Here is a 20,182-nt window from a genome sequence, read left to right as displayed (position 1 = left end):
CAAGGTATTTCAGCTCAAATCGGTGTATTTCAATAATCATTAGAACGCTTTGTAGTGGGGGACTGGCAGGTGTAGTCTATTGGTTTGCACAGTCTTCGGAACTCGGACTAATTAATGCCATAGTCTATGGTGCGTTGATCGGTTTAGTTTGGATGATCGTTGATGGAATAGGAAGTAATGAATCCTGCACCTAAAATGAATGCAAAAAATATCAGCCAAACCCTCCGAAGCCTAGGTGACCCCGACATCGCCGAACATTCTAAGCGCTTTTTCAAAACGGGCGAGGGGGAGTATGGAGCAGGGGACAGGTTTCTTGGTATCCGCGTTCCCGTATTGCGAAAGCAGGTTGCCAAGTTCCGTGAGGCGCCGCTGCAGGAGGTCGAGAAGCTTTTGCATTCGTCTTATCATGAAGAACGTCTCTTTGCGCTGTTTCTGATGGTCGTGAAATACGAACGTAGCAATGCGGCGGAGAAAGAGGCGGTTTATGACTGCTACATGGCCAATACTGCCTACATCAACAACTGGGACCTCGTCGACAGTTCAGCTCCTTACATTGTCGGTGAGTACCTGATAGCAAGGGACAAAGCGGTCCTCTATACGTTCGCACAATCCGAAAGCCTGTGGGAACGCCGCATCGCGATCATGGCGACGTTCTACTTCATCCGCAACAGCAGGTTCGACACGGCGCTGGCGATTGCGGAGCTGCTGCTTTCCGATACGCACGACCTGATCCACAAGGCCGTCGGCTGGATGCTGCGGGAAGTGGGCAACCGCGAGCCGGACAGAGAGCGGGCGTTTCTTGCTTCCCGCTACAAGAGCATGCCGCGGACGATGCTGCGCTACGCCATCGAGAAGTTCCCGGAAGGGGAGCGCAAGGCTTATCTGAAGGGGGAGGTTTAGCGGCTCAACCATAGAACGGCGATTGCATATTTTCCGGCATAAACCCAGGGTAGAGAGAGGGCCATGCCAGAAGAACAGAGCGATTTGCAGCGCCGGCTGGAGAAGATCCGCGTCCAGTTCCTATTTGACCACCCGTTTCTGAGCGTGCTGGCACTCTCCCTGCCCATGCGCTACCGCAAGAACCCCCACGAAGCCTTCGAGACCGACGGGACGGCCATCTACGTCGATACGACCATGGCCGATACTATTCCCGAACAGCAGCTAAAGTACATCTACGCGCATACGCTGCTGCACATCATGCTCAAGCACCCCTTCCGTATGGGCGGGCGCGACCACAAGACGTGGAACCGCAGCAGCGACGTCGTCATCAACCTGCTGCTCGATGATTTCGAGCGGGTGGGCGAGCGGCCCGAACACGAAGTGATGATGGAGAAGTACCGCGACCAGAGCGTCGAGGAGGTCTACAACGCGCTGTACCAGGAGAACCCGGAGGGGGAGGGCACGCCCGACGACGAGAACCCGCAGGAGCAGAAGCAGGACCTCATAGAGAGCGAGGGTGACAGCGAAGCGGCGATGGAAGAGATCGATGCGCTGATTGTCCAGGCCATGGGCGCGGCGCAGAAGCAGGGGAACATCCCGGCCTCCTTCCTGGAAGTAATCCGCGAAGTCACCCGCCCAAAGATCGACCTCGCGACGCTCCTGCACACCTACATGACGGAGAGCTTCTTCGACAAGCAGAGCGACTTCTCCCGGCCCAACCGCCGTTTCATCTACCAGGGGCTCTACCTGCCCGGCTACCGCCAGGAGCACAACCGCCTCAACCTCTACATCGCGCTGGACCGCTCCATGAGTATCAGCCGCAACACCTTCTCGAAGTTCCTCGGCATCATCGACTCGGTGCTGCGCCTCAGTACCGACTTCAAGGTAACGGTCATTCCCTTCGACGATGAGGTCGACAAGGAGAAGATCGTCACCTACGACGCCCAGGCGCTCAAACCGGAAGTGGCTTTCGAGAAGGGCAACGGCGGGACGCAGTTCGCACCGGTGCTGGAGTACCTCAATACGGCGGACGAAGCGGCGGCGACGCTGATGGTGCTCAGCGACGGCTTCTTCAAGATCGAAAAGGCCTCGCACCTGCCGACACTGTTCCTGGTGAGCGAGAAGCGCAACATGAAGCGTTTCGAGCCCTACGGCGACGTCTTTTATTTCGACCTGTGAGGAAATCAGCTGTGCTCTGCATAGTAATGGGAATGAAACAGGAGCATGGAATGCGACAAAGCGCCAAGGGTGCGTGGGCCTGCTGCCGAAGCAAACCCAGTGTTAACGCAGGTATCCGGACTTTGTTCGGATGCCGTGAGGAGTAGATATGTACGACCTGAGTTACAAGGAAGAGATCGAAGCCCTCAAGGATGAACCGGACTTCGAGACACGTGGCGACGAACTCTACCTCTACCACGAGGATGACGAGGCGAGGCTGGAGTGGGCCTTCTACCGCCCCTCCGGTTCGCACCCGGAACAGGTCAGCGACAAAAACGTCATGGTCTCCATCATGGCCTTCAACCATTCGCGCCTGGGGGCGTACGAGCGTTTTACGCGGCTGCATCCCGACGTCATCGCCAACGACCGTCTGCGGGTCAAGGTGCGCAACCGGAGCCGGATGCTCTTCCGCGCCATGGTCGACAACGACTTTACCGAGCTGGTGCAGGTGCTGGAGTACGCCCCGGTCTTTATCGACATGGCCTGCGACCAGGTCATCAACGGCCGTATCTGGAACGAACACTATGCCGACCTGGGGGCCGCGACGGCCTTTCTGACGATGGCGGAAGACTTCCTGGACGACAAGCTGGTCGAAGGGGTGAAGCGCCGCCTGCAGCCAGTGCGCAAGTTCAGCTACGACGAGGCGAAGGCCTACCTGGAGACGCTGAGCAAGCAGGCACAGAATTTGCATCCTCTGCTCAAAGCGCACTATACAGATGCGTACGAGACATGGGTGGAAAAGACGCAGTTGCATCCGCTGCAGCGGATTGCACTGCAAAAACAGATAGCGGCTTTGAAGGAGTGAAAATGTCCGAAGAGAGTGTAGAGATGTCCGAAACTGGTATGGACATGTCCGAACCGATTGACAAGACGCGGATTCTCCGCAGCGTAATGAAGGCGATCTATAACCTCGCCGACGAGGAGAACTACAGTGTTTACGAGGCGGAGGATATCGCCTTTTACCTCGGGCTCGACCAGCATCTCGTCGACGAAGCGATCGAGATCCTCTGGGATGCGGGGTGCCTCAACCACTGCATGACCGAGGATGACGACGGTACGACGACCTACTGCCTCACCGACAAAGCCATCGATATGGTCGAACTGGGATGACACTGGTCCTCTTTTACGAAAAACCGGGCTGCGCCACCAATGCGCGTCAGAAGAAGCTGCTCTACAAGGCAGGCTGTACGCTGATCGTACAGAACCTGCTGGCGCTCAACATGGGGCCCGACGAGCTGCGCACCTATCTGGATGGGCGCCCCGTTGCCGAGTGGTTCAACCCCAACGCCCCCGCCGTCAAAGAGGGACGGGTCGACCCCACGGCTTACAACGCCGAAACAGCCCTCTCCATGCTCCTCCAAGACCCCATTCTGATCCGCCGGCCCCTTATCAGCGTCAACGGCCACCGCATGTGCGGCTTTGACCAGGCGAAAATCGAGGGGATCATCAACACGCCGCTGGGTACGCCGATTGACAACGGCTGCTCCTCCGAAAACGGCGAATTCTGTCCGGAACCATAATTGCAATAAGTGTGGTAATCAAGGCTCAAGGAGAAACGATGCACGCTTTGGACAACTACTTTCGCACGAAGTTCAGCTTCATGGCAATGGTCTATATCGGTCTGATCGCCGTTGCCGTCTACGCCAAACAGTTCTAACCGCTTCGGGACGTTCCGCCGTCCCTGCAAGCGCACCTTTTTCCCTCTCTCGCTGAAACCGTTTCTACGCTTGCATAGAATATCCCGTATTGCTTTCCGGTATTAGTTCCACGGCAACAACCGATGTGACGGTCGAAACGCAACAATATTGTTTTTTAACGTGGCGAATCGGAGCTTTAGGAAGCATACCGTATCATGCAGAGTACGAAAAAAATATGAAAGATTGTGGTTTGACAGCATGAAACGACTTTTTTTGCCGTGGATATTGTTGCCTGTGTGCCTGTCGGCTGACATCTTCTCGGCGAGCGTCGGTCAGTTTGAAACGCCCATGGCGGCCCAGGAAGCACGGCAGCATCTCCCGGGCGATCTCGCGCCGTACTGCGTGACCTATGCTGAGCAGGGCGGTTACTCTGTGCGCTGTTTTGTCGGCAGCAGTGAAGCGGACGTCCGGGAAAGCGCGGCAAAGCTCTGGGCGGGCGCTTTTGAAACGGTCAAAGACGATCCGGACAGGATCCGGCAGCTTTTTGTCGACCGCCTGTACGAGGTGGCGCGGGTGCAGGGCGCGTCGGCAGCCTGCGACGCCTCGCGTATGCTGGCAGAGGCGTTTCCCCGTGACGGGGCCGTGTTGAAACAGTACGCGACGCTGCTGTTCTGGTCCGGGCGTACGGCAGAAGCGCAGACCCAGTTCAAGCAGCTCGTGTCGCTTGACCCGGCTTACAAAAACGACCGCGTCTACCTGCAGCTTAGGACTGCGCTTCTGCTTGAGAGGGGTGAAACGCTTCTGGCGGAAGCGCCGGGGGAAGTCCCGGCACTGATCGATGCGGAGCCGGAGGCGGTCAGAAACGCCTACGACGTTATGCTGCTCCGTGTCCGCGCACTGATCAGGGTGCAGCAACTCCCGGAAGCGGAAGCCGCCGCCCGCACACTTTTGGAGCGCTACCCCGCCAGTACGGAGGCGGAGACGATCCTGACAAACCTGCTGCGCTGGCAGGGCAAAAACGCCGAAGCCGCCGAACGCCTGCAGCAGAAGTATGCGAAGCAGGGCGACGCCGAAACGGGGAAACAGCTGGCGGCGCTTTATATGGCCTCGGGGGAAACGGGCAAAGCCGAAGCGCTGCTTGAAACGCTCGTCGCGGAGCAACCCGGGGACCTGGAAACGACCCGGATGTATGCCATGGTATTGCTGCAACAGCATGAAAAATCGAAGGCGGGGGATGCCGTGTCGGCGTTGGAAGGCGAGGCGCTGGAGACGTTCCGCACTGCCTACCCGGAGCTTTACTGCCGCACCCGGGTCCACGCCTTCGAGGCGGGGACGGAACTCGCCTCCTACAGCGACGGCCGTGACGACGACGGGCGGGTCTACGCCGGTATCGAGGTGCCGATTGCACGCCGTGTCCTTGTCGCCGCGGCTGAGCGGGTCTGGCGCTACGGCCTCTACGACACGAATGTCCGGGGAGAGCTTTACGACGCTTTCGGCAGCGGGACGTGGGGCTACCTCTCCTTCTCCGCGGCTCCGGATGCGGCGTTCCTCCCCCGCTACAGCCTCGGCGGGCACCTTTACAAGGGGATAGGGAATTTCGAGATCGGCATGGGGTACGTCTACAGTCATTACAAAGAGACGGATACGCACCTGCTGGTCCCGGAGTACTCCCTCTATTTCGGCAACCGTTACACCTGGAACCAGAAATTCTACTGGATACCCGAGAGCGGCAGTTACGCGCTGCTGAACCTGCTGAAATACGAAAGTGCCTGCCGCTGGGACGCCGTGCTCTCCTATACTCGGGCCTCGTCGTCGGAGAAGGTCGACATCGGCAATGTGTTCAGCCATACGGACGCCGACATGCTCCGGGGGGAGGGGAGCTACCGGCTGACGCCGGAGTGGATGGCGGGGGGCGCGCTTTTTTATGACCACTACCGTTCGGACACCGCGACATTCGATCGCCGGGGCGCGAGCCTCTACCTCAAAAGGTACTGGTGATGCCTGAAAACATACTCCACTCCTGGCTGATGTTCCTGACGGACAAGCTGCCGCTTGTCTGGGACGTGACGGTCGCATTTTTTCTGAGCGCGGTCGTGCTGCTCATTGTCCTGTCGGTATCGCAGTACTCCATCGAGCGCAGGAGGTTCAGCGTGGTCCAGCGCAAAGAGCGCTATCTCCCGCTGATCAGCCGCTACATTGAAACGGGCCGGAACGACATCGCGGTGAGCGGGAGGCTTGATTACTATGCGCTTGCCGATGCCCTGACCGAGACGAACAGTTTTCTTCCCATCGCGGAACGGAGTAAGACGCGGGAGCTCGCCATGGCGATGGATGTGGACACCTACCTGCTGCGCCGGCATGAGACGAGCTGGTCGGAGGTGAAAAAAAAGTTCTTTTTCACGAAGATGCTTTTCCTCTATTCGCCGCGGCTGAAATCTTTTTTCAAGAAGATGATTGCAAAACATACCGACTTCGAAATGATGGTCTACTCCGTGTACGGTTTTGCGAAGCTCGCCGATACGGACGAGGACCTGGAGCATATTACGGAGGTGCTGCAGGGGGCATACAGCAGGGGGATCAGCCTGAAGTTCAGCGAGTTCGTCTATATGCAGGCGTTTGTCGACATCGCGTACCGGGAATTGGAAGCTTTCCTGAACGGGGCGCTGTTCCGTAATGCGCCGATGGTCATGGTCAGAAGCGTCGTCGCGGCGCTGGGGGATACGAAGAAACGCGAATACGCCCCGCTGCTCAAAAGCCTGTTCGAACGCCACCGGGAGGATGAGCAGTTCGTCGTCACCTATATACGGAGTCTCCACAAGATCGGGGCGATGGAGTGCGATGTGATCAGGGCGTATTACAACAGTCCCAACACGGTCACCCGCATCGTCTGTGCCCGGACCGGGCTGGATCTGTGCGGCAGGTCCGCGCTGACATTCATGTATGGCTACTTCTTCGATGAAAACTATTATGTCAGGAGAAACATCTTCGAAATGTGTAAAAAACACGGTATCGGGCGCGTCGAGATCCTGGATATCGTCACGCGCAATGCGGCCGGCAAAATCGTCGACCCCTTTTTCCTTGACAGCCTGAACGCCTTCTACCCGCTTGGAGCAGAACGATGAGCGAATACCTGATCTATCTTTTCCTGCTGCTTCAGGTCCTTTACCTGATGTTCCTCGTGTTTACGAACATGACGACGACGGTGTTTATCCTGATTTCGCTCAAACAGGTCATGGCCTATTTTTTCTCCGCCAAGAATGTCATCGTCAGCCGCATTATCAATTCGAACAACTACCGGCCGATGTCGATCCTGGTACCGGCATTCAACGAGGAGCAGACGATCATCGCCTCGGTCCACTCTTTCCTGAAGCTCCATTTCCCCGAGTACGAGATCATCGTGATCAATGACGGTTCGACCGACAGTACGCTTTCGCGTCTCAAGGAGGAGTTCGGCCTGGAACCGAGCAACGTCCCCGTACGGCTGTACGTTTCGCACCAGCCGATCCGGCAGACATACACCTCGCCGGATTATCCGAACCTGATCGTCGTCGACAAAGCCAACGGGGGGAAGGCGGACGCGCTCAACTGCGGCATCAACGTCTCGCGCTTCCCGCTGTTTTGCAGTGTGGACGCGGACTCGCTGCTGGAGTTTGACGCGATCCTGAGGAGCATCGTGCTCTTCTCCCTCGACAGGCGGCTGGTGGCCATCGGGGGCAGGGTAAACGTCATGAACGGCTGCGACGTCGTCGAGAAGCACGTCCTGCGCCGCGGGCTGCCGGAGACGCAGATCGAATCTTTCCAGGTGCTGGAGTACACCCGCGGGTTCCTCGCCGGGAGGATCGCCTGGGAACGTTTCGGCGCGCTGCTGATCATTTCCGGCGCGTTCGGCGTTTTCCGTAAAGACATGGTCCTCTCCATCGGCGGCTACCGGCATACGGTGGGCGAAGATTTCGACCTGCTGGTGCGTATCCATCGCCACTGTTACGATAACAATATCGACCACACCGTCCGTTTCCTGCCCGATACGATGTGCTGGACACAGGTACCCACCGACTACAAATCGCTGCTGCGCCAGCGCAACCGCTGGCACCGGGGGCTGATCGAGACCCTCTACCACAACAAGAAAATGATTTTCAATCCGAAATACGGCAGGGTCGGGATGCTCGCGCTCCCCTATTATCTGATGGTCGAGGGGATCGCACCGATGGTGACGTTCATGGGGCTCGTCTCCATCATCACGCTCTATATCTTCGGGCTGCTGAACCGCGAAGCGCTCATCGTCTTTTTCCTGCTGGAGTTCGCCTGGGGAACCGTGCTCAATATCGGGGCCCTGTCGCTCGATATGTTCGTCAAGCGCCGCCTGACGAAACTGAAGGACATCTACCGGCTGCTGATGCTGAGTTTCCTTGAACCCTTCCTCTACCGGCCGATGCTCAAAGTGGAGGGGTTCCTCGCCATGTTCAACGTCTTTAACCGCTCATGGGGACATATCAAAAGGAAGTCGATTTGAAATGGTTGGACAGCCTGCGCTTCTGGAGTGTGCGTATTCCGCTGCTGCTGACGTTTCTAAGCTACTATTTTCTGATGGTGCTTACCAATTTCGACAAGGTCGAGGCGTACGCCAACCCGCTGCAACCCTTTAAGGGGAGTGTCTACTTTATTGATAAGCATATCTATGCCGGCCCTTATCCGGACCCGGAGGCACTGGCGCAGCTGCAGGACAGTCATGGGGTCCGGCGCGTTGTGTCCGTCCTGAATCCCGAGGTGCCGTTCGTGCGGGAACTGGCGCAGAGCGAAGCGGAGGCGTGCCGGCGCCTGGGGATGGAATACATCGCCCTTCCCGAGGCTGACGCCCGGGAGCTTGCCGGGGTATTGGCGTCAGCGAAGGTCCGGACCTATGTGCACCGCTATTTTATGACGTCCGATTTCAAAAGTTTTGTGAAGGAAGCGGCATCAAAATAGGAACGTGGATATCCGGAAGGAAAAGAGCTCGTTTTGGAAAAAAGGTTTGATTTTTGATTTGAAGGTTTCGATTGGTTGCGGGAATAGGATTTGAACCGCCAAAGGCCGTCACGAGAACGTGAACTGCTTCACGTTCTCAGGCCAACGCGCACGGTCGATGTACGAAGTACCGAACGGGCCGATGAGCTTCGGAATAAATCAGATAAGAAAAGAGCTCGTTTTGGAAAAAAGGTTTGATTTTTGATTTGAAGGTTTCGATTGGTTGCGGGAATAGGATTTGAACCTATGACCTTCGGGTTATGAGCCCGACGAGCTACCGAACTGCTCTATCCCGCGATCGTTAAAAATGATAAGAGGTGGATGGGGTAGAGGGATTCGAACCCCCGAATGCTTGGACCAAAACCAAGTGCCTTACCGCTTGGCGATACCCCAGTCCGCATCTTCAACCGCTCTGTGTCAGTTGAGGCCGAAATTATAGGCAATATACGCCGCAATGTCAAGGGTTTTCGGGAGAAATTTATGAAAACTTTTTATTGGCTATAATTGCAACTATTATATACGGATTTCACAACACACGTACGGATTCCGACACAAGGTTCAGGGAGACAAATGACACCGATCGAACGGGTAAAAAAAGCGATTGAAGCGATCAAGCGCGGCGAGATGGTCATCATGATGGATGACGAGGACAGAGAGAACGAGGGGGACCTTGTTTACGCATCGGTCTTCTCAACGCCGGAGCACGTCAACTTTATGGCGACGCACGCCAAAGGGCTCATCTGCGTGGCCCTTTCCGACGCGACGGCCAAACGGCTGCAGCTCGCACCGATGGTGACGTCCAACACGTCGGCGCACGAAACGGCCTTTACCGTCTCCGTCGATGCAGCGGAAGCGACCACGGGGATCTCCGCCGGGGAGCGCGACCTCACCATCCGCATCCTTGCCGATCCGCTCAGCCGCCCGGAGCAGCTGGCACGCCCGGGACATATCTTCCCGCTCATTGCCAAAGAGGGGGGCACCCTGGTGCGTACGGGGCATACGGAAGGCTCCGTCGATCTCTGCCGCCTCGCGGGGCTGAGCGAGTCGGCTGTCATCTGCGAAGTGATGAAAGAGGACGGCACCATGGCGCGCCGCGACGACCTCGATCTCTTCGCGGAGAAGCATGCGCTGCAGATCGTCTACATCTCCGACATCGTCGAGTACCGCATGGCCAACGAGACCCTGGTACACGGCACGGGGGAGACGGAGATCGAGTTCTTCGGGGTCAAGGCCAAGCGCCACGACTTTGAAGACCACGACGGCAACCACCATACGGCGGTCGTTTTCTACAATGTCGGCGAAACGGCCAACGTCAAGGTGCACAACGTCATCCCCGACCTCGACCTGCTGCTGAACCAGTCCAAGTACAACCGGCTGATCGAGAGCATCGAGTACCTCAAGCTAAACAGCGGCGTGCTGGTCTTTATCAACAACCCCGATGCGACCGGCGGCAACATGAAAGAGTACGGCATCGGCGCGCAGATCCTCAAATCGCTCGGGGTGAAACATATGCGCCTCATCACCGATTCGAATGTCCCCGCTTTTGTCGGTCTGGGTGGGTTCGGCCTGGATGTCGCCGAAGTGATCCACCTGGACGCCGATGAATGACACCGGAAGAGAGGGCACTGCTGCGGTGCACGCTTGAGGAGGCACGCGCAAAGACGGCCGGCGAGATCGCGCAGCTGGAGCCCCAGCTCGAACCCATTGCCCCGGACTGCTGTCTGGGGGAACTGACGCGCTCGGAGCTGATGGGAGAGCAGGAGGTCGCGGCCAAGGCCTATGAAGCAGCCGTGAGGCGCAGGAACCGTCTGGCCTACGCGTTGTCGCGCATCGACTCCGAAGACTTCGGGGTCTGTGAAGCGTGCGATGAACCTATCGCGCCGGCGCGTCTGGCGCTCATACCGGAAGCGACGCTCTGCGTGGCGTGTGCCAAAGAGAAGGGGGAATGATGGAAGACAAGGTATTCAACAAACCGATCGAGAAGCAGTTCGAGTTCGACGAACAGATCGCGGCGGTCTTCGACGACATGCTCAAGCGTTCCGTTCCCTTTTACGAGGAGGCGATGGCGCTGACGAAGCGTTTCGCGCTGGCGTACCTGCGCGAGGGCGGACGGCTCTACGACCTGGGCTGTTCCACCGCCTCGACGCTGCTGAGCATCGAGCGGGACCTTCATGTCGCCGCGGAGCTCGTGGGCATCGACAACGCCGCCTCCATGCTCGAACAGGCGCATCGGAAGCTCGCCGTCTTCGGTTCGAAAATACGGCTCGAAGAGGCCGACATCATGACCTTCGGGTACGAGGCGGCCGACGTCTTTATCACGAACTATACCCTGCAGTTCGTCCGCCCCCCGGTGCGCGAGACGCTGGTACAGCGTATTTTCGACGCACTCAACCCCGGAGGGGTCTTCATCTTCAGCGAAAAGGTCGTCAGCGAGGACAAGCGGCTCAACAAGCTGCTCATCGACGGCTATTACGACTTCAAGAAGACGCAGGGCTACAGCGAATACGAGATCATGCAGAAGCGCGAAGCGCTGGAGAACGTCCTGATCCCCTACACCGAAGCGGAGAACCGTGAGATGGTGACGCGCTGCGGCTTCGCGCACTGCGAGACGATCTTCCGCTGGGGCAATTTCGCGACCTTTATCGCACTGAAAAAATAGGAGCGCCTCCATGACGGTCATCGAACATTTCAAAGCCCTCTGCGCGATCCCGCACTGTTCCGGCGACACGGCGCAGATGCTCGCCTACCTGGGCGAAAAAGCCGGAGCGTACGGCTACACAACGCACACGGACAGCGCGGGGAACCTGCTCTGCAGCCATGCGGACGCGCAGGTGACGCTGCAGGCGCACTACGACATGGTCTGTATAGGACACGCCCCGGAGCTGGTTCTGTATGAGGAAGCGGGATGGCTGCATGCGAAAGATTCGACGCTCGGCGCGGACAACGGGATGGGGATGGCGATGATGCTGGCCCTGATGGAGGCGGGCAGGCCGGTCGACTGCCTCTTTACCTCCGACGAGGAGACCGGGCTGGTCGGCGCGCGGGCCCTCGCCGTTCCGCTCAAGACCCCGGTTTTGCTCAACCTCGACAGCGAGGAGTTCGGGGAGATCACCGTCGGCTGCGCGGGCGGGGTCGACCTGAACGTCACGCTGCCGCTGACGCGCACGTCGCGGGAGCTCTACTGCTATGAAGCGGTGGCCGAAGGGTACCCCGGCGGGCATTCGGGCGTCGACATCGACAAACATCTCCCCAACGCCATCAAGGAACTCGCGGCGAAACTTTATGCCATGGGCGCTTCCCTCGTCTCCATCGCGGGGGGAGAACGCCGCAATGCCGTTCCCAAGCGGGCCGTCGCCGCGGTGGCGTTTGAAAACGAAGCGGATGACGCGATGCTCCGCCCCCTGGGAAAACAGTTCTGCGAGGTCATCGAGAACCCGCTGCTGCCGATGCTGCACGCCTTTGCGCACGGGGTCCGCGATTTTGATGCCGGGTTGGGAATTGTGCGTACGAGCATCAACCTCGCCGAGATCGCGACGACCGAGACGGCGCTCACGATCAAGCTCAGTGCCCGTTCGATGATCGAAGCGGACCTCCGCCGGATCGAATCGGAGACGACGGCCTATTTCAGCGCCTTCGGGGCTTCGGTGGAGAGCGAGGGGTTCTATGCACCGTGGGAGCCGGAACAGGAGGGGTTCGTCGAAGAGGTCAGGGCGGCCTACGAGGCGGCCAGCGGCGAAACGGTCTCCATCGGGGCCATCCACGCCGGGCTGGAGTGCGGCATTATCAAGAAGCACTTCCCGCAGATGCAGATGGCCTCTATCGGGCCGACGATCACCCATCCGCACTCGACCCGTGAACGCGTCGACCTGGGGAGCGTCGAACGGGTCTTCGCGGTTGTTGAAAAAGTGATCGCCGCGCGCGCTTAGCGCGCTTTGAACCCCTCCGTGCTTTTACAGTAGTCGCGCAGGAAACACTCCGTGTCGCATTTGGGGTTCTTCGCCGTACAGATGTAGCGGCCGAACAGGACCATCCCCTGGTGCAGGGCGTGCAGGTCGGTCTTGAATTTCTTGACGAGGGTCTCCTCGGTTTTGAGGGCCGTTTCGTCGTCGCTGAGGCCCAGGCGGTGGGCGACCCGGAAGACGTGGGTGTCTACGGCCATCAGGTTGGCGCCGGTGTATTCGATCATCACGACGTGCGCCGTCTTCTGCCCGACGCCCGCGAGCGTGACGAGGTCCTTTTCGTTCATCGGGATCTCGCCCCCGTAGACCTCCATGACCCGCTGCGCCATCTTGATAATGTTGACGGCCTTGTTGTTAAAGAAGGAGCAGCTGTTGATGATCGCTTTGACGTCGTTGACGTCGGCGCACGCCAGGGCTGCGGGATCGGGATACTTCTCGAAAAGCGCGGGGGTGATCAGGTTGACCCGCTTGTCCGTGCACTGGGCCGAGAGGGCGACGGCGATGACAAGTTCGTAGGCGTTGCGGTAATCCAGCTCCGTGACGGCCTCGCTGTAGCGCTCCATCAGGGCCGCTTTGATGGCTTCGATCTCTGCTTTGGTGGCTTTTTTCACTTTTTTCATGGGTGCCATTGTAGCAAAGCGTACCGGGTTACGGGTCTGAAATTTTGATATAAGTGTAATAAATGTAAAAGCTTGGGATGGCTACACTATGAAACTTGACATTGTGAAAGATTGTGAAAGGAGCGCCCGATGGGATTGATCAGCTGGCTTTTCGGGAAGCGTACAGACGCGGGAGACCTCCCCGACGACTACATCAGCAAGTCGCTGTTGTTCAGTTATCTTGATGCGCAGAGCGCCACGGTAATGTTTTTCAGCCCGGCAAAGGGATGGGTGGGGGCCAACCTCGCTTTTTACAACACCTTCGGTTTTAAGAATATGGAAGAGTTCCGCGAGCAGTACGACCGGATCGCCGATTTCTTCAACGATCCGAACTACGAGATCTTCGCCGAGAGCGATGAACTCTGGCTGCGGCAGCTCGAGCGCGAGGCGGAAAAACCGCCGCAGGTACATATGAAACTCCCCAACGGCGAAACAAAGGTGTTCGCCCTGCGCAGCCGGGTCTTCAAAAGCGGGTACAACGGGCTTTCGTTTCTGGAGATGACGGACGTCACCGAGCAGGAGCGGGCGCGCATGGAACGCGAACGCGCGGAGACGGCCAAGCAGCAGTTCCTGCACAACATCTCCCACGAGTTCCGTACACCGATGAACGGCATCATGGGGTTCGTCGAACTGCTGAAATCGTCGCACCCCTCGGCGACCCAGCGCGACTACATCGAGATGATCGAGCGCTCTTCGCAGTATATGATGAACAACATCGAGTCCCTGCTGGACCTCGCGCAGATGCAGACCGGCCGCCTCAGCCTCGACATCACCGAGTTCAAGCCGATGGGTGAACTCGAATCGCTGCTCCGACACTACGAGTACGAAGCGCGCCAGCGCGGCATCGGGCTCTATGTCTTTATCGACCCGGCCCTGCCGACCTACATCGAGGCCGATCCGCGCAAATTCCGCCAGGTGATCTCCCTGCTGGTCGACAACGCCGTCAAGTTCACCGAGTCCGGGGGCAGGGTGCATGTCGACATCCGGGTCGCCAAGAAACATGCGAACGACCTCTATACCCTCCACATCAGCGTCAAGGATACAGGCGTCGGCATCGCGCCGGAGCGGCTGGCGAGCATTACCAAGCTCTTCGAGACGGGCGGGCACTCCGACAACCGCCTGGGCGTCGGGCTGACCCTGACCGAGGGGCTGCTGCATATGATGGGCTCCTGGCTGGAAGTCACCTCCGAAGAGGGGCGCGGGTCGCATTTCTCCTTCAACCTCAATGTGACCGGTACGACCGTGACCAGCTTCGACCCCATCCGCGACCACAGCGCGAAAGTGCTGCTCTTCGACGACGACCGCCTTTTCGACGGCAACCTTCTCAGCCGCTACCTGCAGGCGTTCGGCCTCTCGGTGACGAAGGTGCACTACACGGAGCATGTGGACTGCGGCGAGACGGATATCCTCTATATCGTCGCGCCGAAGGAGAACTCGGGCTGGCTGATGCAGCTGGGGGCCTTCGAGTCGCACCCGTGCCGCTTCGTCATGCTGGTCGACGAGGAAGAGGTCCTGCCGGAGCGCGTGCGCCAGGTGATCGATTACACCCTGAAAAAACCGTTGCTGCCTTCACGGATCTCCAAACACCTGACCCAGGTCCTGCAGCTGCCGGTCAGGAGCGTCGAAAAGCCGCAGGGCGGCGAGCGCAAGATCAAGGCTCTGGTCGTCGAAGACAACATCATCAACCAGCGCCTGACCAAACTGCTGCTCGAAGAGTACAACCTCTCCGTCACGGTGGCCGCCAACGGGCACGATGCGGTAGAGCTGTGCCGCAAATACCCCTTTGACGTGATCTTCATGGATATCGACATGCCGGTCAAGGATGGGATCGCCGCGACGCATGAGATCCGCAAGCTTCCGCTCTTCCGCGAACACCCGGCCCCCATCATCGCCGTGACGGCCCTTGTCATGGAGGGTGACCGGGAACGCATCCTCGGCGAGGGGCTTGACGACTACCTCGCCAAACCCCTGGGCCGCGAAAAACTCGAGGGGATTCTCGAACGCTATCTGAGCAAACCTGCCCTCTCCTAAGGCGGCCCGCCCCGGCCGTTGGGTATCTGTTTAATATTCGTAATTACAATACTTTCACTTTAAACAAAGGTGAATGAATGAAGCTTATCATCAAATCATTGATGGCGGCAGCGCTGATCAGCGTGAGCGCCTCTGCGGCAGTCGTGGCCACGGTCAACGGGAAAACGATCACATCCGAAGAGGTGAATGCGGTCCTGATGGAGGGAACGCAGGGTCGTTTCACCTCTCTGCCGAAAGAGAAGCAGGACGAACTGCAGCAGCGCGTCGTTGAGGGCCTCGTCATGCAGGAGCTCGTCTACGAAGCCGCGAAGAAAGAGGGTGTCCTCGATTCCGCAAAATACAAAAAAGAGTATGACGATATCGTGGCGCGCATCCAGAAACAGCTGGCAGCGAAAGTCTGGCAGGAGAACCTGCTCGAAGGCATCAAGGTCACTGACAAAGAGATCAAGGCTTACTATGACAGCCACGGCGACGAGTTCGAACAGAAAGAGAAGGTCCATGCACGCCATATCCTCGTCAAAACGGAGGATGAAGCGAAAACGATCATCGCCGGGATGAAAAGCCTCAAAGGCGACAAGCTCAAAGAGAAGTTCATCGAAGAAGCCAAAGCGAAATCAACAGGCCCGAGCGGTCCGAAGGGCGGCGACCTCGGCTTCTTCCAGCAGGGGCAGATGGTACCGGAATTCAACGATGCCGTCTTCGGTATGAAAGTGGGCGAGATTACGCCGGCACCGGTCAAAACCCAGTTCGGCTACCACATCATCTATCTCGAAGAGAAGCAAGCGGGCAAAAAAGCGACGCTTGATGAAGCAAAACCGTTCATCGAACAGCGCCTGAAGCAGGAGAAATTCCAAAAAGAGATGGAAGCGAAAACCAAAGCGCTCAAAGACGCTGCTAAAATCACCTACAGCAAATAATTTGCACCTCATTCCCGCACCGTTCGAGCCCTTCCGGTTTGAAGGGCGGGAGCTTTACCTCAAACGCGACGACCTGATCCACCCCTTTTTCAGCGGCAATAAATACCGTAAACTCTACGCACTGCTGCAGACCCCTTCCAACGTCATCCATACGCTTGTCTCCTACGGCGGCATCCAGTCCAACGCCATGCTCTCCATCGCCGCGCTTTGCCGTCTGAAAGGGTGGCGTTTCGAATACACCGCGAAAACAGCACCGCAGCATCTCAAAGCGGACCCGCAGGGGAACTACCGCCATGCCCTGGCGCTGGGGATACAGCTGCATGAAGTGCATCCGACGGCGTACGATGCGGCCGTAAATGCACTGAAAGCGCGTAGCAAGGAGAATGAACGCGTACGGTTGATTCCACAGGGCGGTGCCGACCCGGCTGCGCAGGAGGGGGTATCGGTACTGGCCGAAGAGATCCGGGAGTGGAAAGCGGAGCAGGGCATCGAACAGCTCAATGTCGTGACGCCCTCGGGGACGGGGACGACGGCGGCCTACCTGGCGAAAGCCCTGCCGGAGTGCCGCATCGTCACGGTCGCGGCCGTCGGTGACCCGGCTTACCTGCGGCGGCAGATCGAAGCGCTGATGCCGCTGCCGCCGAACCTGACAATCCTCTCCACGCCCTACCGTTTCGGCAGCCTGCACAACGCGCTGCTGCAGACATACGAAAAACTCAAAGCGGCGGGCGTGGAATTCGACCTGATCTATGCACCGGTGATGTGGCTGGCGTTAATGGAAGCGTGGGATGAATTGGAAGGAGAAATGCTGTACGTGCATTCGGGCGGCGTCAGCGGCAACGAGACGATGCTCGCGCGCTATGCGCGGCGCCCTTAGTTGCGGTTGAGGGCGTTGAGGTCGGCAAAGGCCTGCTCGACGCGCGCGACCAGGCTCTCCTGGCCGGCACGGAGCCATTTGCGCGGGTCGTAGTACTTCTTGTTCGGCTTGTCTTCGCCTTCGGGGTTGCCGATCTGTCCCTGCAGGTAGTCGTGGTACTTCGCGACATAGTCTCTGACGCCGTCCCAGGTTGCCCACTGCGTATCGGTATCGATGTTCATCTTGATGACGCCGTAGCCGAGGGCTTCGGTGATCTCTTCGGGTGCGGAGCCGGAGCCGCCGTGGAAGACGAAGTTGACCGGTTTTTCGGCCGTGCCGAACTTCTCGGCGATGTACTGCTGCGAGTTGTCCAGGATTTTCGGTGTCAGGACTACGTTGCCCGGCTTGTAGACCCCGTGGACGTTCCCGAAGGAGGCCGCGACGGTGAAGCGCGGGCTGATCTTGCTGAGGATCTCGTAGGCGTAGGCGACATCTTCGGGCTGGGTGTAGAGCAGGGCGTTGTCGATGTTGGTGTTGTCGACGCCGTCCTCTTCGCCGCCGGTGACGCCCAGCTCGATCTCGATGGTCATCCCGATCTTGTCCATGCGCGCCAGGTACTCGGCACAGGTGGCGACGTTCTCTTCAAGGCTCTCTTCGGAGAGGTCGAGCATGTGGGAGCTGAACAGCGGTTTGCCCGTACGGTCGAAATGCGCTTCGCCCGCATCGAGCAGCGCGTCGATCCACGGCAGGAGTTTGCGCGCCGCGTGGTCGGTGTGCAGGATGACAGGGACGCCGTAGAGCTCGGCCATCATGTGCACATGGTGTGCCCCGCTGATCGTTCCGGCGATGGCGGCTTTTTCGCCGTCGTTGGAGAGCCCTTTGCCCGCATAGAACTGGCCGCCGCCGTTGGAGAACTGGATGATGACGGGGGAGTTGACCTTCGCCGCCGCTTCCAGGACGCCGTTGATGGATTCGACGTTGACGACGTTGACCGCCGGAAGGGCGAACTTGCCCGCTTTCGCCGCTGCGAACACCTTCTGGACGTCGTCTCCGAAGAGGACGCCGGGTTTGACCAGATCGAGAATACCTTGTGCCATAAAAAGATCCTTGGGGACAGAAAATTTCTAATGCGGATTATAGCGCTTTTCGCTATGATAACCGTTAAATACGTGCGTATTTATTACGCGAAGGTTGCAGGCAATGGCATTTGATCTCTCTTCGGTCCTGGTGATCGGTATCTCCTCCCGGGCGCTCTTCGACCTGGAAACTTCCAACCGAGTTTTCGAGGAAGAGGGGCTCGAGGCGTACCGCGCCTACCAGCTCGAACATGAGAAGGTACCGCTGGAAAAAGGGACGGCTTTTCCTCTGGTGGAGGCGCTGCTGGGCCTCAACGTCAAGGCGGGGAAGCCGGTCGTCGAAGTGATCGTCATGTCGCGCAACTCCCCCGATACGGGGCTCCGGGTCTTTAACTCCGTGGCCCACTACGGCCTGCCGATCACGCGGGCGGCGTTCAGCGGCGGTACGTCGCTCTCCCCCTACCTGGACGCCTTCAAAGTCGATCTCTTCCTCTCGAAGTCCGAAGAGGACGTGCAGCAGGCGGTGGACGGCGGGGTGGCGGCCGCCGTGCTCTACGCGCCGCCGCAAACGGCCGGGCGCCACGATGACCAGATCCGGATCGCCTTCGACGCCGATGCGGTGCTCTTTTCCGAGGCGAGCGAGCTGATCTACAAGCGTGACGGCATCGAGGCGTTCTGGGCGCATGAGAAAGCCCATGCCGACGAGCCCCTGGAGGCGGGGCCGTTCGCGAAGCTGCTGATCACCCTCTCGTATCTGCAGCGCCACTTCGCCCCGGCACCGTCGCCGGTGCGCATCGCCATCGTCACGGCGCGGAACTCGCCGGCGCACGAACGGGTCATCCAGACCCTTCGGCGCTGGGGGGTGCATGTCGACGAGGCCTTTTTTCTCGGCGGTCTGGGCAAGGAGGAGGTCCTCGAAGCGTACGGGGCCCATATCTTCTTTGATGACCAGGATATCCACCTCGACGGGGCGTCGCGGGTCGTGCCGTCGGGCAAGGTGCCCTACAAGAGCGATTCGCCGATCCGTGCACTGATGCCAGAGGAGAAGTAGCGATGGCCAAAGAGCAGAAGATCGAGCAGCGCTATGTCAAGGATATCAAGTCGTCCGACGTCTGGTCGGTCTTCAAGATCATCGCCGATTTCGTCAAGGGGTTTGACGAACTGGGCGACCTCGGACCGGCGGTGACGATCTTCGGCAGTGCCAGGGTCGGCGAGGATCACCCCTGGTACGCCAAAACCGTCGAACTTTCCGGGAAACTGGCGGCCTCGGGCTTCAACGTCATCAGCGGCGGCGGTCCCGGCATCATGGAAGCGGCAAACCGCGGGGCCTACGACTACCGGGATGAGGGGATCGAATCGGTCGGCCTCAACATCGAACTCCCGACGGAACAGCACCCCAACCCCTATACGACCAAGGAGGAGGATTTCGACTACTTCTTCTCCCGGAAGGTGATGCTGGTCAAATACTCCACGGCCTACGTCATCATGCCCGGAGGGTTCGGAACCCTGGACGAGCTCTTCGAGGCGCTGACCCTGATCCAGACGAAGAAAGTCGACGGGGTGTGCGTTTTCCTGATGGGGGAGGCTTTCTACGCACCGCTTCTGGAGTTTATACGCAACTCTCTGCTCGCCGAGGGGATGATCAGCGAGGAGGACCTGGCCATGCTGACGCTGACCGACGATGTCGACCTGGTCGTACGGGAGATCCGCGAATCGCTGCGGATGCAGCTGCAGTCGCTCCGGGCGAGCGGCCTCTCAGATACCCCCTATTACCAGAAACTGCAGCGCTTTTTCGAGGAGCGCTGCACGGGGGACGGTGACGACCCCGCGGAACGTTAATGAAGCGTTTTTGATGCAGGGGTATGCTGGATGCCGATGAAAGGATGGCC

At 58.8% G+C, this 20,182-nt stretch carries 20 protein-coding genes and 2 tRNA genes; 18 read left to right on the top strand and 4 right to left on the bottom strand.

The features are described from left to right. Positions 1-177 precede the first annotated feature (177 nt). From WCX18_RS07355 to WCX18_RS07315, 9 genes are all read left to right on the top strand, one after another. Positions 178-900: a DNA alkylation repair protein gene (locus tag WCX18_RS07355; protein ID WP_345986982.1), complete on the top strand. Its 723-nt coding sequence runs from the start codon at positions 178-180 to the stop codon at positions 898-900. Positions 901-963: 63 nt separating this feature from the next. Continuing rightward, on the top strand, positions 964-2,118 hold the full coding sequence (locus WCX18_RS07350; protein WP_345986981.1) for a VWA-like domain-containing protein: 1,155 nt from the start codon (positions 964-966) through the stop codon (positions 2,116-2,118). A 148-nt stretch (positions 2,119-2,266) separates the two neighbouring features. Then, positions 2,267-2,962 carry a hypothetical protein gene (locus WCX18_RS07345; protein WP_345986980.1) on the top strand — a complete coding sequence of 232 codons (696 nt, stop codon included), beginning with the start codon at positions 2,267-2,269 and terminating at the stop codon, positions 2,960-2,962. Positions 2,963-2,964: 2 nt separating this feature from the next. Beyond that, positions 2,965-3,267, top strand: coding sequence for a hypothetical protein (locus WCX18_RS07340; protein WP_345986979.1), 303 nt, complete (start codon positions 2,965-2,967; stop codon positions 3,265-3,267). Continuing rightward, positions 3,264-3,677, top strand: a complete 414-nt coding sequence (locus tag WCX18_RS07335; protein WP_345986978.1) for an ArsC/Spx/MgsR family protein — start codon at positions 3,264-3,266, stop codon at positions 3,675-3,677. Before WCX18_RS07340 ends, WCX18_RS07335 begins: the two co-directional genes overlap by 4 nt. 411 nt (positions 3,678-4,088) lie before the next feature. Then, positions 4,089-5,792 (top strand): YaiO family outer membrane beta-barrel protein, encoded by a 1,704-nt coding sequence (locus WCX18_RS07330; RefSeq protein ID WP_345986977.1) that lies wholly within the window; start codon positions 4,089-4,091, stop codon positions 5,790-5,792. Continuing rightward, complete coding sequence (locus WCX18_RS07325; protein ID WP_345986976.1) at positions 5,792-6,916, top strand: hypothetical protein; 1,125 nt, start codon at positions 5,792-5,794, stop codon at positions 6,914-6,916. Before WCX18_RS07330 ends, WCX18_RS07325 begins: the two co-directional genes overlap by 1 nt. After that, a complete protein-coding gene (locus WCX18_RS07320) occupies positions 6,913-8,304 on the top strand; it encodes a glycosyltransferase (RefSeq protein ID WP_345986975.1) in 1,392 nt (463 codons plus the stop codon). Before WCX18_RS07325 ends, WCX18_RS07320 begins: the two co-directional genes overlap by 4 nt. Then, entirely contained in the window at positions 8,301-8,756 is a 456-nt protein-coding gene (locus WCX18_RS07315) for a hypothetical protein (RefSeq protein WP_345986974.1), read from the top strand. The genes WCX18_RS07320 and WCX18_RS07315 overlap by 4 nt, the downstream gene beginning before the upstream one ends. A gap of 259 nt (positions 8,757-9,015) precedes the next feature. Here the strand turns inward: WCX18_RS07315 and WCX18_RS07310 are convergent. Both WCX18_RS07310 and WCX18_RS07305 read right to left on the bottom strand, forming a co-directional pair. Continuing rightward, positions 9,016-9,092: transfer RNA gene (locus WCX18_RS07310), tRNA-Met, on the bottom strand. 21 nt (positions 9,093-9,113) lie between these two features. Further along, positions 9,114-9,188 (bottom strand) — tRNA-Gln (locus WCX18_RS07305). A 177-nt stretch (positions 9,189-9,365) separates the two neighbouring features. Between WCX18_RS07305 and WCX18_RS07300 the strand changes: the two genes are divergently transcribed. Genes WCX18_RS07300 through WCX18_RS07285 form a run of 4 tightly spaced genes read left to right on the top strand, consistent with a single transcriptional unit; the run spans position 9,366 to position 12,721 of the window. Next, positions 9,366-10,403, top strand: a complete 1,038-nt coding sequence (locus WCX18_RS07300; RefSeq protein WP_345986973.1) for a bifunctional 3,4-dihydroxy-2-butanone 4-phosphate synthase/GTP cyclohydrolase II — start codon at positions 9,366-9,368, stop codon at positions 10,401-10,403. Then, the gene (locus WCX18_RS07295) at positions 10,400-10,744 is read left to right on the top strand and encodes a TraR/DksA C4-type zinc finger protein (RefSeq protein ID WP_345986972.1); all 345 of its coding nucleotides are present in this window, start codon (positions 10,400-10,402) and stop codon (positions 10,742-10,744) included. Before WCX18_RS07300 ends, WCX18_RS07295 begins: the two co-directional genes overlap by 4 nt. Beyond that, positions 10,744-11,454 carry a carboxy-S-adenosyl-L-methionine synthase CmoA gene (cmoA, locus tag WCX18_RS07290; protein WP_345990782.1) on the top strand — a complete coding sequence of 237 codons (711 nt, stop codon included), beginning with the start codon at positions 10,744-10,746 and terminating at the stop codon, positions 11,452-11,454. Before WCX18_RS07295 ends, cmoA begins: the two co-directional genes overlap by 1 nt. Before the next feature lie 10 nt (positions 11,455-11,464). Beyond that, complete coding sequence (locus tag WCX18_RS07285; protein ID WP_345986971.1) at positions 11,465-12,721, top strand: M20/M25/M40 family metallo-hydrolase; 1,257 nt, start codon at positions 11,465-11,467, stop codon at positions 12,719-12,721. Here the strand turns inward: WCX18_RS07285 and nth are convergent. Next, positions 12,718-13,374: an endonuclease III gene (gene nth / locus WCX18_RS07280; RefSeq protein ID WP_345986970.1), complete on the bottom strand. Its 657-nt coding sequence runs from the start codon at positions 13,372-13,374 to the stop codon at positions 12,718-12,720. The two genes, WCX18_RS07285 and nth, sit on opposite strands and share 4 nt — an antisense overlap. 129 nt (positions 13,375-13,503) lie before the next feature. Between nth and WCX18_RS07275 the strand changes: the two genes are divergently transcribed. The 3 genes from WCX18_RS07275 (at position 13,504) to WCX18_RS07265 (ending at position 17,238) form a co-directional block, all read left to right on the top strand. After that, complete coding sequence (locus WCX18_RS07275) at positions 13,504-15,444, top strand: response regulator (protein WP_345986969.1); 1,941 nt, start codon at positions 13,504-13,506, stop codon at positions 15,442-15,444. Between the two features lie 77 nt (positions 15,445-15,521). After that, positions 15,522-16,361: a peptidyl-prolyl cis-trans isomerase gene (locus tag WCX18_RS07270; RefSeq protein ID WP_345986968.1), complete on the top strand. Its 840-nt coding sequence runs from the start codon at positions 15,522-15,524 to the stop codon at positions 16,359-16,361. 1 nt (position 16,362) lies between these two features. Next, a complete protein-coding gene (locus WCX18_RS07265) occupies positions 16,363-17,238 on the top strand; it encodes a pyridoxal-phosphate dependent enzyme (RefSeq protein WP_345986967.1) in 876 nt (291 codons plus the stop codon). Here WCX18_RS07265 and fbaA read toward each other — a convergent pair. Further along, complete coding sequence (gene fbaA, locus WCX18_RS07260) at positions 17,235-18,314, bottom strand: class II fructose-bisphosphate aldolase (protein ID WP_345986966.1); 1,080 nt, start codon at positions 18,312-18,314, stop codon at positions 17,235-17,237. The genes WCX18_RS07265 and fbaA overlap by 4 nt on opposite strands. 103 nt (positions 18,315-18,417) lie before the next feature. Here fbaA and WCX18_RS07255 point away from each other — a divergent pair, with 103 nt between their 5' ends. Together WCX18_RS07255 and WCX18_RS07250 are read left to right on the top strand one after the other, a co-directional pair. After that, on the top strand, positions 18,418-19,344 hold the full coding sequence (locus tag WCX18_RS07255) for a 5'-nucleotidase (RefSeq protein WP_345986965.1): 927 nt from the start codon (positions 18,418-18,420) through the stop codon (positions 19,342-19,344). A 2-nt stretch (positions 19,345-19,346) separates the two neighbouring features. Then, positions 19,347-20,132: a TIGR00730 family Rossman fold protein gene (locus WCX18_RS07250; RefSeq protein ID WP_345986964.1), complete on the top strand. Its 786-nt coding sequence runs from the start codon at positions 19,347-19,349 to the stop codon at positions 20,130-20,132. The last annotated feature ends 50 nt before the right edge of the window (positions 20,133-20,182 follow it).

The organism is Sulfurimonas sp. HSL1-2 (assembly GCF_039645565.1).
Lineage (GTDB): Bacteria > Campylobacterota > Campylobacteria > Campylobacterales > Sulfurimonadaceae > Thiomicrolovo > Thiomicrolovo zhangzhouensis.
Note: the sequence above shows the minus strand (reverse complement) of the source record. Positions and strands in the feature narration are given on the sequence as shown.

Excerpts from the sequence above, each read along its gene's own strand:
- WCX18_RS07355 (WP_345986982.1), top strand. The coding sequence starts at position 178 with ATGAATCCTGCACCTAAAATGAATGCAAAAAATATCAGCCAAACCCTC.
- WCX18_RS07350 (WP_345986981.1), top strand. The coding sequence starts at position 964 with ATGCCAGAAGAACAGAGCGATTTGCAGCGCCGGCTGGAGAAGATCCGC.
- WCX18_RS07345 (WP_345986980.1), top strand. The coding sequence starts at position 2,267 with ATGTACGACCTGAGTTACAAGGAAGAGATCGAAGCCCTCAAGGATGAA.
- WCX18_RS07340 (WP_345986979.1), top strand. The coding sequence starts at position 2,965 with ATGTCCGAAGAGAGTGTAGAGATGTCCGAAACTGGTATGGACATGTCC.
- WCX18_RS07335 (WP_345986978.1), top strand. The coding sequence starts at position 3,264 with ATGACACTGGTCCTCTTTTACGAAAAACCGGGCTGCGCCACCAATGCG.
- WCX18_RS07325 (WP_345986976.1), top strand. The coding sequence starts at position 5,792 with ATGCCTGAAAACATACTCCACTCCTGGCTGATGTTCCTGACGGACAAG.
- WCX18_RS07320 (WP_345986975.1), top strand. The coding sequence starts at position 6,913 with ATGAGCGAATACCTGATCTATCTTTTCCTGCTGCTTCAGGTCCTTTAC.
- WCX18_RS07300 (WP_345986973.1), top strand. The coding sequence starts at position 9,366 with ATGACACCGATCGAACGGGTAAAAAAAGCGATTGAAGCGATCAAGCGC.
- WCX18_RS07295 (WP_345986972.1), top strand. The coding sequence starts at position 10,400 with ATGACACCGGAAGAGAGGGCACTGCTGCGGTGCACGCTTGAGGAGGCA.
- cmoA (WP_345990782.1), top strand. The coding sequence starts at position 10,744 with ATGGAAGACAAGGTATTCAACAAACCGATCGAGAAGCAGTTCGAGTTC.
- WCX18_RS07285 (WP_345986971.1), top strand. The coding sequence starts at position 11,465 with ATGACGGTCATCGAACATTTCAAAGCCCTCTGCGCGATCCCGCACTGT.
- nth (WP_345986970.1), bottom strand. The coding sequence starts at position 13,374 with ATGAAAAAAGTGAAAAAAGCCACCAAAGCAGAGATCGAAGCCATCAAA.
- WCX18_RS07275 (WP_345986969.1), top strand. The coding sequence starts at position 13,504 with ATGGGATTGATCAGCTGGCTTTTCGGGAAGCGTACAGACGCGGGAGAC.
- WCX18_RS07270 (WP_345986968.1), top strand. The coding sequence starts at position 15,522 with ATGAAGCTTATCATCAAATCATTGATGGCGGCAGCGCTGATCAGCGTG.
- fbaA (WP_345986966.1), bottom strand. The coding sequence starts at position 18,314 with ATGGCACAAGGTATTCTCGATCTGGTCAAACCCGGCGTCCTCTTCGGA.
- WCX18_RS07255 (WP_345986965.1), top strand. The coding sequence starts at position 18,418 with ATGGCATTTGATCTCTCTTCGGTCCTGGTGATCGGTATCTCCTCCCGG.
- WCX18_RS07250 (WP_345986964.1), top strand. The coding sequence starts at position 19,347 with ATGGCCAAAGAGCAGAAGATCGAGCAGCGCTATGTCAAGGATATCAAG.